The sequence below is a fragment of the Ruegeria sp. BHSC043 genome (assembly GCF_059612985.1).
On sequence record NZ_JBXWRS010000001.1, the window covers coordinates 544,648 to 560,930 of the forward strand.

The window sequence follows — 16,283 nt, forward strand, 5'->3', positions numbered from 1 at the left end:
AAGAACTTATTGGCCCAGCTTCTGCGCAACCAACTGGTTGACTGCCTTGGGGTTGGCCTTGCCGCCGGTGGCTTTCATCACCTGTCCGACGAACCAACCGGCCAGTTTCGGGTTCACCTTGGCCTTCTCGACCTGGGCGGGATTGGCCGCGATGATCTCGTCCAGCGCGGCCTCGATGGCACCGGTGTCGGTCACCTGCTTCATGCCGCGCTCTTCGACGATCTGCGCCGGGTCGCCGCCTTCTGTATAAACGATCTCGAACAGCTCCTTGGCGATCTTGCCCGAGATGGCGTCCGAGGCGATCAGGTCGATGATTCCACCCAGCTGTGCGGGCGAAACCGGCGAGTCGGTGATGTCGCGGTCGTCTTTCTTCAGGCGGCCAAACAGCTCGTTGATGACCCAGTTCGCGGCCAGCTTGCCGCTGCGGCCCTTGGCGACCTCTTCGAAGTACACCGCCGATTCAACCTCGGCGGTCAGCACTGATGCGTCATAGTCGGTCAGGCCAAAATCGTTGATGAAACGGGCCTTTTTCTCGTCCGGCAGCTCGGGCAGCTTGGCGGCGATGTCATCGACCCAGGTCTGCTCGATTTCCAGCGGCAGCAGGTCGGGATCGGGGAAGTAGCGATAGTCATGCGCCTCTTCCTTGGACCGCATCGAGCGCGTCTCGCCCTTGTCGGGATCATACAGGCGGGTTTCCTGCTCGACCTTGCCGCCGGCCTCGACGATGGCGATCTGGCGACGCGCCTCGACCTCGATGGCTTGCTGGATGAAGCGCATCGAGTTCATGTTCTTGATCTCGCAACGCGTGCCCAGGTACGAAAAGTCCTGCGTTTCCATGTATTTCTCATAGTCGCCGGGGCGGCAGATCGACACGTTCACGTCGGCCCGCAGGTTGCCGTTCTGCATGTTGCCGTCGCAGGTGCCCAGATAGCGCATGATCTGGCGCAGCTTCGCGATATAGGCGGCGGCCTCTTCCGGCCCGCGGATGTCGGGGCGGCTGACGATCTCCATCAGGCAGACGCCGGTGCGGTTGAGGTCGACGAAGGACATGTTCGGATCCATGTCGTGGATCGACTTGCCCGCGTCCTGCTCCATGTGGATACGCTCGATCCGCACCCTGCGCGCGGTGCCGTCGCCCATCTCTACCAGCACTTCGCCTTCGCCCACGATCGGGTGATACAGCTGGCTGATCTGGTAGCCCTGCGGCAGGTCGGGGTAGAAATAGTTCTTGCGGTCAAAGGCCGATTTCAGGTTGATCTGCGCCTTCAGGCCCAAGCCGGTGCGCACGGCCTGGGCCACGCAAAATTCGTTTATCACCGGCAGCATGCCCGGCATGGCCGCATCCACGAAGGACACGTTCGAGTTCGGCTCGGCCCCGAATTTGGTCGATGCCCCCGAGAACAGCTTGGCATTGGACGAGACCTGCGCGTGCACCTCCATCCCGATCACCAGTTCCCAGTCGTGCTTGGCACCGGCGATGGTCTTGGGTTTGGGCAGTTCATAGGTCAAGTCGAGCATGGCGCGCCTCATTTCCGCAGAAGTCTAGGCCTGCGTATTAGGCCCGGACCGTCCAAGGGGCAAGGGGCAAAGGCGCGGGGAGCGCGAATCTCAGGGGGTGTTCAACTGCAGGCCCGAGGGTGTGAAGGTCACGACAGTCCCGTCGCGCAGCTCGTCGCGGAACAGGTCGCTGATGGCGTGCAGGGCGGCGCGGTGTCCCCGCGCGGCGTACCGTTCGGGCGATTGCACTCGGACCGAGTTGTTGAACCCGTTCGCCGCGTGCGCCCAGATCAGCGGGTGCAACTCGGTCAGGTGGTCGCGGATCAACCATTGGGCGGCGTCGGCGATGCGGCTGCGCACCAGATCGGCCTGTTCGTTCAGACATTGGCCACTTTGCATGGTCAGGGCGCAATAGGACGCCAGCAGGTTGACCGTCTGCTGGTCGGGCCTGCGGGCGACGATGTCGGACAGGCCCTGCAGGAAATAGTCGGTGTCCAGGCGGGCACAGGCGATCTCGTCCATCGCGATGGCGTCGAACTGGACCCAGGCGTATCCGCCTGCGCCCCAGATTGATTGCGTGTTGGCTGCGGCGCGCAGGGCCCGCAACTCCAGTTCCTCGTAGCTGCCGAACCAGCGGGGCAGCAGATGGCAGCCCATCGCGCGCATGTGCCGGGGGTTGTACGGATCCAGCGCGATCAACCGTTCATACCGGTCCGCGACGCGTCGGGTGCCGGCCGGTTGCCCGCCCAGCAGGGCACAGTCGGCCGCAGCCATGATCGGGCTGTCGGCTGTTGCTGGCCGCCATCGCGACAGGATGGCACCGGCGCGATCGAAATGTGCCGCGCAGCGGGCCCGGTTCAACGGTGGAAGCGTTGAAACCTGTGCGGTTCCCCGCCATGCCCATGCAAGATCGATATGGGCCAGGGCTACGATCAGCGCGATGATCGGGTCGCCGGGGTGGTCCTGCATCACGCCTTCCAGTTCCGAAATTCCGGCCAGCACATCATACTCGGCAAATGCCTTGCCGTCGGATAACGCATGTTCAACCGCCAGAACCACATCCGAACGTGCGCCGAAGGCCAACAGGTCTGCCACGGGAGCCCCGTCGGGTGCCGTGGCGCGGGTTTGGTCGGCCGTTCGGATTTCGGCGGACAGCTCGGCCCAGCGATCTTGGCGGGCCAGATGGCGGCCCCGATCGATCCGATCCTGTCCGGTTGGCACGTCAGTCTGCGCGACGGGAATGTTCAGCCGGCCGACATGGTGCAGGCAGTCCGCAGCGGGATCGACCTGCGCGACGCGCTGATGCGGCGTAGATTGGAGAAATCCTTTGAGGGGCGCAAGCCCCGCCCTGAAAGACCGGAACATGAGGAACACTCGGACTATTTGAAACTCGTAAAAAACCAAGTCCCAGTCTGCTGGGGAATTGTGCAAAATTCAAGATGTCGGGCGCAGGTGCGCAAAAACGGCGATGGATTAGGTTCAATGGGCCTGGAAACAGCGGTATCGTTTCAGAAAACCGTGAAATGATGCCGGTCGACCCGGAAACCTGCCTGTTGCAGCGCCTGTTCAAGCTGTTTGTGCGGCGGAAGGGCCTCGTCCGGCAGGCGCAACCGCTTGCCGTTGGTCAGCACCATCGAAACGCGCACCGAAAAGTCCCAGCGTGTGTCGAAGCGGAAGAAGTCGATCTCGGTCAGGTCGATCTCGCCCTGCCGTGCGCCCGAATGCCAGCGCAGTTTTGCAGGCCCCAGGTTCAGCCCGGCATCGGTGTCGCGCAGCACGTCCCACAGCGCGGGCAGGGTGCCCAGCGCCAGCAACCCAATCAGCCACCAAGCCGCGTCGAAAATCAGCACAAGTGCCAGCAGCCCCGCATAGACAGCGGCCAGAATGGCGATGCTGCGGGGCGACCGGTTGTGGCGGGTAAAGCGGAACCCAGAGCCTTCGGGCGCCGTCATGCCCCGAGGATGCGCGAGATCATCTCGGTCGTGTCGCGCGACAGGTTCGGGGTTTCGGCGATGCGAGTCAGGTGGGCGCGGATCAGGTCCTGACGGTCGGCGTCATAGCGTTTCCAGGTCTGGAAGGCGGTGCACATGCGCGCAGTGGTCTGCGGGTTGACCGGGTCCAGCCGGATCAGCCAGTCGGCCAGCAAGGCGTAGGACGCGCCGCTGGCATGGTGGAACCCGGCGTGGTTCATTGCCAGTCCACCCATCAGCGCACGGAACCGATTGGGGTTCTTCCAGTTGAAATCGGGATGCTCGGACAGGGCGCGGGCGATCCGCGGCGCATCGTCCGGTGCGGCCAGCGAGGCTTGAAGCCCGAACCATTTGTCCAGAACCAGCCGGTCGTGGTGCCACTGATCGTAGAATGCCGCCAGTTCCGCCTGACCTTTGCCGGCCCGCAGCAGGCAAGACAGGGCGCTGAGCTGCAGGGTCATGTTGTCGGCCTTGGCATAGACCTCGGCCGCCATGGCGCCGCCGTCCAGCCGGGTGGTCAGCGCCAGCGCGGCGCTGCCCAATGCGCGCTTGCCCGCCTGTTCGGCATCGGGCGAATAGGGGCCGTCCACCAGCGCCTCGGAGTGCAGGCGGGGCAACAGGTCCTGCATATGTTGGGCGGTGGCTTGTCGTAGGGTCTCGACCCCGCGCCAGATCGCCGTCGGGTCGGGCGTTTTGCCCTGTTCGTGCAGCGCGGCGGCCAGTTCGGATTGGGTCGGCAGACCCAGCATCAGTGCACGATAGGCCGGGTCCAGATCGGCGTCGCGCAGAACGGCCAGCAAGCCATCCAGATATTCGGCATCGGGGGCCGCGTCCTGTGTGATCATGCGCAGCAAGGTGTCCTGCGCCAGCGTCCGTCCGGCCTCCCACCGGTTGAACGGATCGGTGTCATGGGCCAGCAAAAACGCGCGTTCGGCGTTGGGGCGGTCATGCTCCAGGATCACCGGCGCCGAGAACCCCCGCAGGATCGAGGCGACGGGCCGCGTGGCCAGCCCTTCGAAGGTGAAGCTCTGGCGCACTTCGGTCAGTTCCAGCACCTCGGTGCCGCGCACCTCGTTGCCATTGGGACCCAGCAGGCCCACGGCCACGGGGATCACCTGCGGCAGCTTCTCGGGTTGGCCGGGCGTGGGTGGGGTGCTCTGGGACAGGGTCAGGGTATAGGTGCCGTCGGCCCAATCCTCCTCGACCTTCACCCGGGACGTGCCGGACTGGCTGTACCACCGCTTGAAATGGGTCAGGTCGCGGCCGGTCGTGTCCTCGAACACTTTCAGCCAGTCCTCGATCGTACAGGCCTGCCCGTCGTGGCGTTCAAAATACAGGTCCAGCGCCTTGGAATAGGCCTCGTCCCCCACCAGCGTTTTCAGCATGCCGATCACCTCGGCACCTTTCTCATAGACGGTCGCGGTGTAGAAGTTGTTGATCTCCTGAAAGCTTTCGGGGCGCACGGGGTGCGACAGCGGCCCGTTGTCCTCGGGGAACTGGCGCGCGCGCAGGTCGATCACGTCATGGATGCGCTTGACCGGGGCCGAGCGCATGTCAGAGGTGAACTGCGCGTCGCGGAACACGGTCAGCCCCTCTTTCAGGCACAGCTGGAACCAGTCGCGGCAGGTGATGCGGTTGCCGGTCCAGTTGTGGAAATACTCATGCGCGATGATCGCCTCGATCCGTTCGAAATTGGCATCGGTCGAGGTTTCAGGGCTGGCCAGCACCGCAGACGAGTTGAAGATGTTCAGCCCCTTGTTCTCCATCGCGCCCATGTTGAAGTCATCCACGGCGACGATGTTGAACACGTCCAGATCGTATTCGCGGCCATAGACGTCCTCGTCCCATTTCATTGACCGCTTCAGCGCGTCCATGCCAAAGGCGCATTTGCCCTCATCCCCGGGGCGGACCCAGAGGTTCAGATCCACATGCCGGCCCGAATTGGTGGTGAAGCTGTCGGAATGGGCAACCAGGTCTCCGGCGACCAGAGCGAACAGATAGGCGGGCTTGGGCCAGGGGTCGGTCCATTCGGCCCAGCCTTCGCCCTTGCCCGTGGGGTTGCCGTTGGACAGCAGCACCGGCAGGTCACCGTTGATGCGAACGGTGAAGGTGGACATCACGTCGGGCCGGTCGGGGTAGAAGGTGATCTTGCGGAATCCCTCGGCCTCGCACTGGGTGCAATACATGCCGTTGGACATGTACAGCCCTTCGAGCGCGGTGTTGTTGCCGGGGTCGATCTCGACTTCAGCCTCCCAGACGAAGGGGGCATCGGGGACGCTTGCGGTCAAGCCCTTTTCGGTGACGTCGGGGGTGATCGGGGTGCCGTCGATGCTGGCGCGGATCAGCTTCAGCTCTTCACCATGCAAAAAGAACGTGCGGTCGGTGGCTTGCGGGTTCGGGCGGAACGCGATGCGTGATGTCACGCGCGTTGCATTCGGCGCCAGATCGAAGATCAGGTGAACGCTGTCGACGATGTAACCGAACGGCGAGTAGTCCTTGAGGTAAATCGTTGTGGGGGCGGCGTCACGCATCGGGGGCCTCTGGTGTATGGATGTTGGGCGCGAAGTTAGGGGGATCATGAATTGGCTGCAAGGCGATCGAAGCCATGGGTGGCCCGGGGATGTCGATTTTTGGTAAAAAAATTTTACCAAAAATTGAACGCAGAAGTTGCCTATCGGAAACGCTCGGCTTATTTGGTGAACTAGACCAATGTTACGACAGGGCGGGAGATTCGATTCATGAGCGGCAGACAAGACCGGCACGGGCTGAACGTAGACACGGTTCTGGCCGAATTCATTGAGCAGCAGGCGCTGCCGGGAACCGAGGTGGCCCCCGATGCGTTCTGGGCGGGCCTCGCGCGGATGGTGGCCGAGTTGGGGCCGCAGAACCGCGAATTGCTGGACAAGCGCGCCGAGATCCAAAGCCGGATCGACGCATGGCACCTGGCCCGCAAGGGGCAACCCATCGACATGGCCGAGTACCAAGCCTTTCTGCGCGAAATCGGCTATCTGCTGGATGAAGGCCCCGATTTCCAGATCGACACGGCGAATGTCGACCCCGAGATCGCCGCGACGCCCGGCCCGCAGCTGGTGGTGCCGATCACCAATGCGCGTTTTGCCCTGAACGCGGCCAACGCCCGCTGGGGCAGCCTGTATGACGCGCTCTATGGCACCGACGCGATGGGCGACCTGCCGCATGGGAGCGGCTATGACGCGGCCCGCGGTGCGCGGGTCATCGCCTGGGCCAAGGCGTTTCTGGACGAGGCAGCACCGCTTGGCCAAGGCAGCTGGGCCGATGTATCCGGTCTGAAGGTCGAAGGCGGCGCATTGGTTCCGGCGCTGGCCGAGCCCGGGAAATTCGTGGGCTTCGGCGGTGCGGCCATGGCCCCGGACTTCGTACTGTTGAGGAATAACGGCCTGCACATCCAGATCATGATCGACCCGTCCAGCACCATTGGAGCCTCGGACCCGGCGGGCATCTCCGATGTGCACCTGGAGTCGGCCCTGTCCACCATCATGGACTGCGAAGATTCGGTGGCTTGTGTCGATGCCGAGGACAAGGTCGTGGCTTATGGCAACTGGCTGGGCCTGATGAAGGGCGATCTGACCGAAGAGGTCACGAAGGGCGGCCGGACATTTACCCGCAAACTGTCCGAGGACATCGCCTTTACCCGGCCCGACGGATCGGCCGGCAGCCTGAAGGGCCGATCGCTGATGCTGGTGCGTAATGTGGGCCACCTGATGACCAACCCAGCCGTGCTGGACGCCGAGGGCAACGAGATCGGCGAGGGGCTGATGGACGCGCTTTGCACCACGCTGATCGCGATGCACGACCTGCAGCGTGATGGCGGCAACTCGGTCCACGGTTCGGTCTATGTGGTCAAGCCCAAGATGCACGGACCCGAAGAGGTGGCGTTTTCGGTCCGGATCTTCGACATGGTCGAGGACATTCTGGGCCTGCCGCGCAACACCGTGAAACTGGGCATCATGGATGAGGAACGCCGGACTTCGGTAAACCTCAAGGAATGCATCCGCGCCGCGAAATCGCGGGTGGCCTTCATCAATACCGGATTCCTCGACCGGACGGGGGATGAAATCCATACCTCGATGGAGGCCGGGCCGATGCTGCCCAAGGGCGACATGAAGAATACGCCATGGATCCAGTCCTACGAGGATCGCAATGTCGATATCGGGCTGGCCTGCGGTCTGAAGGGGCGGGCGCAGATCGGCAAGGGCATGTGGGCCATGCCCGACCGGATGGGCGAGATGCTCGAGGCCAAGATTGGCCACCCCATGGCCGGTGCGACCTGCGCCTGGGTGCCGTCGCCCACCGCAGCGACCCTGCACGCGACTCATTACCACAAGGTGGACGTCTTGGCCCGTCAGGACGAGATCGCTGCCGGAGGCCCGCGCGGCACGCTGGACGATCTGCTGACCATCCCGCTGTTTGGCGGCCGCAACCTCAGCGACGACGAGATCACCCGCGAGATCGAGAACAACGCACAGGGCATCCTGGGATACGTCGTACGCTGGGTCGATCAGGGCGTCGGCTGCTCGAAGGTGCCCGATATCAACGACGTGGGTCTGATGGAGGATCGCGCCACCTGCCGGATCTCGAGCCAAGCGCTGGCCAACTGGCTGCATCACGACGTGATCAGCGCCGATCATGTGATGGCCGCGATGAAGAAGATGGCCGCAGTGGTTGACCGTCAGAACGCGGACGACCCGGCCTATCGGCCCATGGCACCGGGTTACGACGGCATCGCCTTCCAGGCCGCCTGCGACCTGGTGTTCAAGGGGCGGGTGCAGCCCTCGGGCTATACCGAGCCGGTCCTGCATGCGCGACGGCTGGAACTGAAGGCCCGTCAGGGCTAGAACCGGGACAGACCACCGCAGACAGAGGACAAGATCATGTCGGTTTCACTCAGAAAGGCCCGCACCATCATTCGCAAAACCCTTGAGAAAGGGCGCGAGATGGACCTGAAACCCCTGTCGGTGGTGGTGCTGGACGCTGGCGGCCATGTCATCGCCTTCGAGCGCGAGGACGGCGCGGCCCCCGGCCGGTTCGCGATTGCCCATGGCAAGGCCTATGGATCGGTCATGCTGGGCATGGCAGGCACCGCCCAGATGCAGCGGGCCGAGGCGCAGGCCTATTTCATGGCCGCGGTGAATGGGGTCTATGGCGGTCAGGTCGTGCCGGTGCCGGGCGGCGTGCTGTTGCGCGACCGCAAGGGCGCGGTGATCGGGGCCGTCGGCGTCACCGGCGACACCTCGGACAACGACGTGGTTGCAGCCATGGCCGGGATCGATGCCGCTGGGCTGACCGGCGAGACCTGATCGGTTGGTGCTGCCGTCACGCACACGGCAGATCGTTCGGGAAATCCGTCCAGCGCTCTGCGGAAATCGGAAACGATATGTGCGTATCTGAACACGTCCTTGCGCCATGGTGCAGGGCGTGTTTTCTTGCACGTTACTGAAGGGGCGGATAATTTCCGACCAGTGCATGTAAAACAGCAAGGTAGCGGAATGTCCCGACCCGTCGTTGGCATCATCGGCAATTCGTATCTGATGAACGACCAGTATCCCACCCATGCCGGTGGAACGATGAATTCGGACGCGGTCGCGAATGTTTCGAACTGTCTGCCGCTGCTGATCCCGGCGGACCCGCGCTATGTCGACGTGGCCGAGCTGCTTGAGGTTTGCGACGGTTTCCTGCTGACCGGTGGCCGCCCTAACGTTCACCCCGAGGAATACGGCGAGCCGGCAACTGACGCGCATGGTGAATTCGACCGGGCGCGTGATGCAATCACCCTGCCGCTGGTGCGGGCTTGCGTGGAACGCGGCCAACCCTTTCTGGGCATCTGCCGAGGGTTCCAAGAGGTCAACGTGGCCATGGGCGGCACTTTGTACCCGGAAATCCGCGATCTGCCCGGCCGGATGAACCACCGCATGCCGCCCGATGGCACGCTGGAAGAGAAATTCGCCCTGCGCCATGTGGTCAAGCTGACGGAGGGCGGGGTTTTTCACCGACTGTTCGGCGCCAGTGAGGTGATGACCAATACGCTGCATGGGCAGGGCATCAAGACGGTGGGCAAGGGCGTGGTGATCGACGGCCACGCGCCGGATGGTACGCCCGAGGCGATCTATATCCAAGATGCGCCCGGGTTTACCCTGTCGGTGCAATGGCACCCGGAATGGGATGCCGCCAATGACCCGGTGTCGCGGCCCCTGTTTCAGGCCTTCGGCGACGCCGTTCGGGCCTGGACGCGTGGAAACAGGGCTGCACCCTATCAAATGACGGCCTGATTGCCTTCCGGGCTCGTGCTAGGCGACGGTTGTCCACCAGCTGTTGTTATTTGGGCATGGTGTCAGGAGTATTTTGGCAAGCGACCCCATGGGCGTTGCGAATTCCTTGATGCAACAGCAGGCTGTTGCTGACGTCAGCCCTGTTTCGGCGCAGGCGGCGGTTTTGAGGGAATTCACCGATGTCAAACCTTGGACAATTTGCCTTCCCGGTAGGACGCTGGGTGGTGCCGATGTTTACGGCGGCAGTCTTTTCGTCGGAAGCATTTGCGCAACAATGCGGTTCTTTGGGCGATTTGATTTATATCGGACGAACCCGGGACTTTGCCTCTTCGGTTTGGTTGTCTGCAACGGGGCAGGGAAATTTCTGACTGGAAGCCGCTCAAGGCAATTCGACGGTCGACGCGTGGAGCAGTTCGCGGAAGGGTGTTCATCTTTCGCTTTCGCCCTTTGTCTCCAATGGTAACGGTGGCGTTCACCGGCTTTTCAAGCAAGGTGGTGCGCCAAATGGCAAAGACTGCCTGATTGATACGCAAAACCAGAAACGTGATTGGACCTTGCCGGGTGGGGGTGGGGGTAACGGTGGCGGCAACGGCGGCTCGGGTGGCGGCTTTGGCGGTGGCGGCAACGGCGGTTCGGGCGGCGGTTTTGGCGGTGGCGGCAACGGTGGCTCGGGCGGCGGCTTTGGCGGAGGCGGCAATGGCGGTTCCGGCGGCGGTTCCGGCGGCGGCTTTGGCGGAGGCGGCAACGGCGGCTCGGGCGGCGGTTTCGGCGGAGGCGGCAATGGCGGTTCCGGCGGTGGTGTTGTCGCCACGACAGCGGTGCCGCGCACGAGCAGTGGCAATGGCCGACGTGACTACTACCCAAGGTCTGCATGCGTTCAGGAGGCGTCGGGTAAGCTGGACCCGGCGCTGTGCGACCCGGTCGTGGGTCCACCACTGACGCCGGGACGGGAATGGGCGCCGCCCACCCCCTGGAACGTGTGGTCTGATTTCACCTATACCGAAACCCAAGACACTCGGGGCTTTCGGGACACGGATATTTCAGACAGTTATTTCGCAGCGGGTATCGATCGGCTTGTTCGCGAGGACTTGGTACTTGGCTTTCAGGTCGAATACGAAAACACGAACACGCAAGGCTTCAGTGGTCAGCTTGCGAAGGATGTGAGTGGGGTGTCTGTGGGACCCTATTTTTCATGGCGCGCCAGCGAAACCTGGGTTTTGACCGGCGTTGCAACATATGGCCGGTTTACAACGGACGTTTCAGTGTTGCAGCTGGATGGCAGCTTTGATCGTTCGCGTTGGCGGGCAAACCTCGAGGCGATCGGCCAGTATGAAGCTGGGGCTTTTGTTTTGCGCCCCTCCCTTGCCTTTGACTACTATGATTATGGCGCCGCGGAATTTGAACTGAGCGGTAGCTTGGCGGGAAGTCCCACGAACATCATGAGCGAAGTCGGCGGCGCGCGGTATGGTGCCCTGACACCCGAGTTGGAGATTAGTCGGCCCTTCGTGACCTCGAGATCCATCATGTCGCCTTACGTTTCAGTCAGCGCATCTTACTGGATAGACCGGGTAAATTATGGTTTTGGAACGGCGGGGACTGAATCGGACGATCTGACCTGGGCCACACGTCTAGGTGTGCGGGCGCAAGCCAGCGATGCCGTGTTTCTCGAAGCCTCGGTTGGATACCTGAGCCTGTTCGAGGCCGATCTCGATTCAACCGAAGCGTCCATCTATCTTTCTGTGAACTTTTAGCCCCTGTGCGGTCACGCTTGAAAAAGACCGGCCAGGGCGTCCGGGTCGGTCTTTTTCGTTTCATACCAGAAGGTTGAACTGTTTATTGAGCGGCAGGGATCGGGCGCGCTGGCCGGTCAGGTCAAACAGCGCGTTACCCAGCGCCGGCATCGAGGGCGGCGTGCCGGGTTCGCCCGCTCCACCCATGAAGCGATTGGTTTCCAGAACCTGAACCTCGACCTGCGGCGCGGTGTGCATGCGCAGCGCGTCATAGTCGGGGAAGTTCATCTGCTCGACCTCGCCGTCGGCAAAGGTGATTTCGCCATAGCATGCCGCCGACAGGCCATACATCATGCCGCCGAACATCTGCGCCTTTACGTTATCCGGGTCCAGCGCCAGCCCCATGTCGCAGGCGATCCAGGCCTTGCTGATACGGATGGTGCCGTCTTCGTCCACCACCTCGATCACCTGCGCGACCGGGGTGCCGAAGCTGTAGGTGAAGGCCACGCCGCGCCCCACGCCATCTGGGGTCTTGCCCGTCCAGCCGGACATGTCGCGCACCGCCTCGAGGCACCCGGCCGAAGGCGCGTGTTCGTCGCGCATCAGCTCCAACCGGAACGCCAGCGGATCGCGTCCGGCGGCATGGGCCATCTCGTCGATGAATGTCTCGTGGAAGAAGCCGTTGTGGCTGTTGCCGACCGAGCGCCAGAAACCTACAGGGATCTTCAGTTCGGCGATGTGGCCGCTCATGCGATAGTTAGGCACCGCGTAGGGCTGGTTGAAGAACCCTTCGACCAGCACCTTGTCGGGGCCAGCGCCGGGCATGCCGGTGTAGCGCTCGACGGCTTGCTGCGTGCAGGACTGCGCGGCGACCGCACCGTCGATAAGCACTGCCTTGCCATCCTGAACCGCGCCGCGCATCCGCGCCATCGCACCGGGGCGGTAGTAATCGTGGCTCATATCCTCTTCACGGCTCCAGGTGGTCTGGACAGGAGTGCCCGGCACCGCCATGGCAACCTTGGTTGCGATTTCGCCGAAATCCAATTCTCCGCGGCGACCGAACCCGCCACCCAGATAGGTGGTGTGGATTTGGACTGCTTCGGTATCCAGACCCGCGGTGTTGGCAACGCGGAACTGGATCAGCGTGGGGGCTTGGTTCCCGCACCACAGTTCCAAGGCGTCGCCGGTAAACAGCGCGGTGGCGTTCATCGGTTCCATCGTGGCGTGGGCCAGGTAGGGGACAGTGTATTCAGCTTCGATCACTGTTGCGCCTTCGGGAACGGTGCTGACATCGCCGTCATCGCGCATGGTCGAGTTGGGATCGGCGTCGAAGGCCTTGGCGATCTCGGTAAAGATGGCTTCGGTTTCAGGGGGATAGGGGGCCTCGCCCCAATCGACGTCAATGGCCTCGACCGCCTGGTTTGCCAGCCAGGTGTTGGTGGCAATCACCGCAACGCCATTGCCCAGATCGACAATCTTTTCGACGCCCGGCATTGCGCGGGCGGCGCTGTCGTCGAAGCCGTTCATCTGACCGCCCAGCCTGGGGTTCATCCGCACGCTGGCGAATTTCATGCCCGGAAGGCGCACGTCAACGCCGAACTGGGCCGTGCCGGTGGCCTTTTCCACCATGTCAAGACGCGGCAGGGTCCGGCCCAGATAGCGCCATTCAGACGGATCGCGCAGGGGCGCCTCAATCGGATCCATCTGCGCCACGTCGGCAGCCAGCTCGGTATAGGCGATTTTGCTGCCATCAGGCGCGATGACGTGGCCCGAGGCGGTTTTCAACTGGTCGCGGTCAATGCCCAGCCGGTCGGCGGCCGCCTGTTTCAACGTTTCGCGTGCCGAGGCGCCGGCCGCGCGCATCCGCTCGAACCCGTCCTTCATCGAGGTCGAGCCGCCGGTGACCTGCAGGCTGAGCGCCTTGCCGATCACGCCCAGGGCCTCTCCCAGGTTGTGCTGGAAGTTCGAGACGTCATAGCCCTTGTTGGGCAGGCTCTCGCCGATCAAGGCCGAGTTGTAATAGGCCGCCGCCGCAGGCCCGTGCAGAACGGTGACCTGATCCAGATCCACGTCCAGTTCTTCGGCGATCAGGGCGGCCCAGGTGGTTTTCACGCCCTGGCCCATCTCGGCGCGGGGCGCAAACAGGGTCACGCCGTTCTGATCGATCAGGATGAAGGGGTTCAGGGCCGCTTCGCCCTCGCCCGGCTTCAGCGGGTTCTTGGCTGGGCGGTTGACGTAATAGACGCCGAAGGCCACGCCGCCGACGATGGCGGCAGACCCGATCAGGAAGGTTCGGCGCAGGATTTTTCCGATGCTGGCCATGGATCAGGCCTCCTTCAGCTTGGCGGCGGCGTCGTGGATCGCGGCGCGGATGCGGGGATAGGTGCCACAGCGGCACAGGTTGCCCTGCATCGCCTCGTCGATCTCGGCATCCGTGGGGGCGGGGTTTTCGGCCAGCAGCGCGGCGGCCTGCATGATCTGCCCCGACTGGCAATAGCCGCATTGCGCGACCTGATGGTCGACCCAGGCCTGCTGGATCGCCGACATCGCCTCGGGCGTTCCGATGCCCTCAATCGTCGTCACTTCGCCCCAGACGTCGGACAGGGGCACTTGGCAGGACCGGACCGCTTCGCCGTCGATGTGAACCGTGCAGGCCCTGCAGGCGGCGACCCCGCAGCCGAACTTGGTGCCGGTCAGGCCGATCTCGTCCCGGAGAACCCACAACAGGGGCACGTCGTCAGGAAGGTCGACCTGATGGGTCTTGCCGTTGATCGTCAGCGTGGTCGCCATGGCGCACCTCTTTTGGCTGTGGCTGGTTTCTGACATAATTTATGAAAAATGTCAGCGCGTCAATTGACAATTTCGCGCGAAACTGTCAGAGGTCAATTCATGGCGGAAAAATTGGATGATACACGGGCAAAGGCGATTCTGACTTCGGCGTTTCAGGCCTTTTCCGCCTATGGGTTCCGCAAGACCTCGATGGATGACATAGCGCGTGGCGCGGGTATGTCCCGTCCGGCGGTCTATCTGCATTACAAGAACAAAGAGGCCATCGTTCGCAGCCTGACGCAGGCGCATTACGCCGAAAAGATCGCGGCGGTGACGCAGGCGCTGCAGGGCGATGGAGCGGTGTCCGACATTCTGGCGCGGGCGATTGACGCGCAAATCGCCGGGATGGCAGCCATCCTGGCCTCGCCGCATGGGCTTGAAATGCTGGATACCAGCAAGTCCACCGCTGCCGACATCGTGGCCGAGGGTGAGGCGGCGCTGTCGGACCTTTACGCCGAATGGCTGGAGCGCGAACTGGCAGCCGGTCGCGTGCGCCTGCCGGACGGTCCGGCCGAGACCGCGCGGACCATCATCGCCGCGCTCAAGGGGATCAAGATGACCGCCTCGAACGCCGAGGAGTTCGAGCAGCGCATCGCCCAGCTGACCGCGCTGATTGGCGCGGGGCTTGAGGTCAGGTAACCCGCTGCCGGATCTTGTATTCCGGTTTGTCCCACAAACGGTTTTGCATGATGTCCGCCAGTACCTCTACGGCGCGCGTCACGTCGCCTTCGTCGATATACAGCGGCGTGAAGCCGAACCGCATGATGTCGGGCGCGCGGAAATCCCCGATCACGCCGCGGGCGATCAGGGCCTGCATCGCCGCGTACCCGTCGGCAAAACGGAACGAGACTTGGCTGCCGCGCATTGCGGGGTCGCGCGGGCTGGCCAGTTCCAGATCGGGGCAGGTGGCCTCGACCTGCTGGATAAACTGTTCGGTCAGAGCGATGGACTTCGCGCGCACATCATCCATGTCGGCCATGTCCCAGATATCCATCGCGGCGGCCAGCGCGGTCATCTGGATCACCGGCGGCGTGCCGACGCGCATGCGCTCGATGCCTGCGCCGGGGCGATAGTCTAGGTCGAAGGCAAAGGGGGCCTCGTGTCCCAGCCAGCCTGACAGGGCCGGGCGCGCGGTGTCGGCCCATTTCGGCGCGACATAGATGAAGGCGGGGGCGCCCGGACCACCGTTGAGGTATTTGTAGGTGCACCCCACCGCGAAATCGGCGTTGCACCCGGCCAAGTCCACCGGGATGGCCCCGGCAGAGTGGGCAAGATCCCACACCGTGATGACGCCGCGTGCATGGGCCAGCTCGGTCAGCGCCTTCATGTCATGCATGCGGCCGGTGCGATAGTCGACCTCGGTCAGCATCAGCACGGCGACTTCATCGGTAATGTGCTCGGCCACGGCCTCGGGGTCCACGACCCGCAGCTCGTACTCCTCGCCCAGCGAGCGCAGCAGCCCGTCAGCCATGTAGAGATCGGAGGGAAAGTTGCCATTGTCGGACAGGACCACCTTGCGCCCCGGGTTCAGCTCCAATGCCGAGGCAACCGCCTGATAAACCTTGATCGACAGCGTGTCGCCCACCACGACCGTGCCGGGCGCGGCGCCGATCAAGCGGCCGATCCGATCGCCCAGGTCGGTCGGCATACCCATCCATCCGGCCTTGTTCCACCCGGTGATCAGCATCTGGCCCCATTCCTCGGTCAGCATTTTCTGCACCTTTGAGGCCGCCGCCTTGGGCAGAGGGCCCAGCGAGTTGCCGTCCAGATACAGAACTCCTTCCGGCAGGTTGAACATGGCTTTGGTGGCGGCGAAATCGGTCATGCTGGATCCCTAGGGTTTTTCTTCTTCGATCTGGGGGTATCGGATCGACGCTGGACTGTCCATGATCGGGTGGTCAGGGGTCGATGGCCCGATTTCGGGTTGCGACACCTTGGGGTTTTGCCATCCT

At 63.3% G+C, this 16,283-nt stretch carries 14 protein-coding genes; 7 read left to right on the forward strand and 7 right to left on the reverse strand.

Annotated features, from left to right (window positions below; all coding sequences use genetic code 11):
• Positions 1-6: 6 nt before the first annotated feature.
• Both gatB and AC2FMM_RS02695 read right to left on the reverse strand, forming a co-directional pair.
• Positions 7-1,518: an Asp-tRNA(Asn)/Glu-tRNA(Gln) amidotransferase subunit GatB gene (gatB, locus tag AC2FMM_RS02690; RefSeq protein ID WP_496795723.1), complete on the reverse strand. Its 1,512-nt coding sequence runs from the start codon at positions 1,516-1,518 to the stop codon at positions 7-9.
• A gap of 90 nt (positions 1,519-1,608) precedes the next feature.
• The gene (locus AC2FMM_RS02695) at positions 1,609-2,592 is read right to left on the reverse strand and encodes a hypothetical protein (protein WP_496795724.1); all 984 of its coding nucleotides are present in this window, start codon (positions 2,590-2,592) and stop codon (positions 1,609-1,611) included.
• A gap of 30 nt (positions 2,593-2,622) precedes the next feature.
• Here AC2FMM_RS02695 and AC2FMM_RS02700 point away from each other — a divergent pair, with 30 nt between their 5' ends.
• On the forward strand, positions 2,623-3,024 hold the full coding sequence (locus tag AC2FMM_RS02700) for a hypothetical protein (protein WP_496795725.1): 402 nt from the start codon (positions 2,623-2,625) through the stop codon (positions 3,022-3,024).
• Here the strand turns inward: AC2FMM_RS02700 and AC2FMM_RS02705 are convergent.
• Together AC2FMM_RS02705 and pepN are read right to left on the reverse strand one after the other, a co-directional pair.
• Positions 3,006-3,449, reverse strand: a complete 444-nt coding sequence (locus AC2FMM_RS02705) for a hypothetical protein (RefSeq protein WP_496678872.1) — start codon at positions 3,447-3,449, stop codon at positions 3,006-3,008. The genes AC2FMM_RS02700 and AC2FMM_RS02705 overlap by 19 nt on opposite strands.
• Positions 3,446-5,998 (reverse strand): aminopeptidase N, encoded by a 2,553-nt coding sequence (pepN, locus tag AC2FMM_RS02710; protein WP_496795726.1) that lies wholly within the window; start codon positions 5,996-5,998, stop codon positions 3,446-3,448. The genes AC2FMM_RS02705 and pepN overlap by 4 nt, the downstream gene beginning before the upstream one ends.
• 207 nt (positions 5,999-6,205) lie before the next feature.
• Between pepN and AC2FMM_RS02715 the strand changes: the two genes are divergently transcribed.
• From AC2FMM_RS02715 to AC2FMM_RS02735, 5 genes are all read left to right on the forward strand, one after another.
• A complete protein-coding gene (locus AC2FMM_RS02715; RefSeq protein WP_496795727.1) occupies positions 6,206-8,341 on the forward strand; it encodes a malate synthase G in 2,136 nt (711 codons plus the stop codon).
• Between the two features lie 36 nt (positions 8,342-8,377).
• Entirely contained in the window at positions 8,378-8,803 is a 426-nt protein-coding gene (locus AC2FMM_RS02720; protein WP_496678876.1) for a GlcG/HbpS family heme-binding protein, read from the forward strand.
• A gap of 189 nt (positions 8,804-8,992) precedes the next feature.
• Positions 8,993-9,772, forward strand: coding sequence for a gamma-glutamyl-gamma-aminobutyrate hydrolase family protein (locus AC2FMM_RS02725; RefSeq protein WP_496713610.1), 780 nt, complete (start codon positions 8,993-8,995; stop codon positions 9,770-9,772).
• 179 nt (positions 9,773-9,951) lie between these two features.
• On the forward strand, positions 9,952-10,140 hold the full coding sequence (locus AC2FMM_RS02730; RefSeq protein WP_496795728.1) for a hypothetical protein: 189 nt from the start codon (positions 9,952-9,954) through the stop codon (positions 10,138-10,140).
• Positions 10,141-10,326: 186 nt separating this feature from the next.
• Positions 10,327-11,523, forward strand: a complete 1,197-nt coding sequence (locus AC2FMM_RS02735; RefSeq protein WP_496795729.1) for an autotransporter outer membrane beta-barrel domain-containing protein — start codon at positions 10,327-10,329, stop codon at positions 11,521-11,523.
• Positions 11,524-11,583: 60 nt separating this feature from the next.
• On the opposite strand, the gene AC2FMM_RS02740 is transcribed toward AC2FMM_RS02735, so the two are convergent.
• Entirely contained in the window at positions 11,584-13,824 is a 2,241-nt protein-coding gene (locus tag AC2FMM_RS02740; protein WP_496795730.1) for a xanthine dehydrogenase family protein molybdopterin-binding subunit, read from the reverse strand.
• A 3-nt stretch (positions 13,825-13,827) separates the two neighbouring features.
• The gene (locus AC2FMM_RS02745; RefSeq protein ID WP_496795731.1) at positions 13,828-14,292 is read right to left on the reverse strand and encodes a (2Fe-2S)-binding protein; all 465 of its coding nucleotides are present in this window, start codon (positions 14,290-14,292) and stop codon (positions 13,828-13,830) included.
• A gap of 99 nt (positions 14,293-14,391) precedes the next feature.
• Here AC2FMM_RS02745 and AC2FMM_RS02750 point away from each other — a divergent pair, with 99 nt between their 5' ends.
• Positions 14,392-14,970, forward strand: a complete 579-nt coding sequence (locus tag AC2FMM_RS02750) for a TetR/AcrR family transcriptional regulator (protein WP_496795732.1) — start codon at positions 14,392-14,394, stop codon at positions 14,968-14,970.
• On the opposite strand, the gene kynU is transcribed toward AC2FMM_RS02750, so the two are convergent.
• Entirely contained in the window at positions 14,963-16,156 is a 1,194-nt protein-coding gene (gene kynU, locus AC2FMM_RS02755) for a kynureninase (protein ID WP_496795733.1), read from the reverse strand. The two genes, AC2FMM_RS02750 and kynU, sit on opposite strands and share 8 nt — an antisense overlap.
• Between the last annotated feature and the right edge of the window lie 127 nt (positions 16,157-16,283).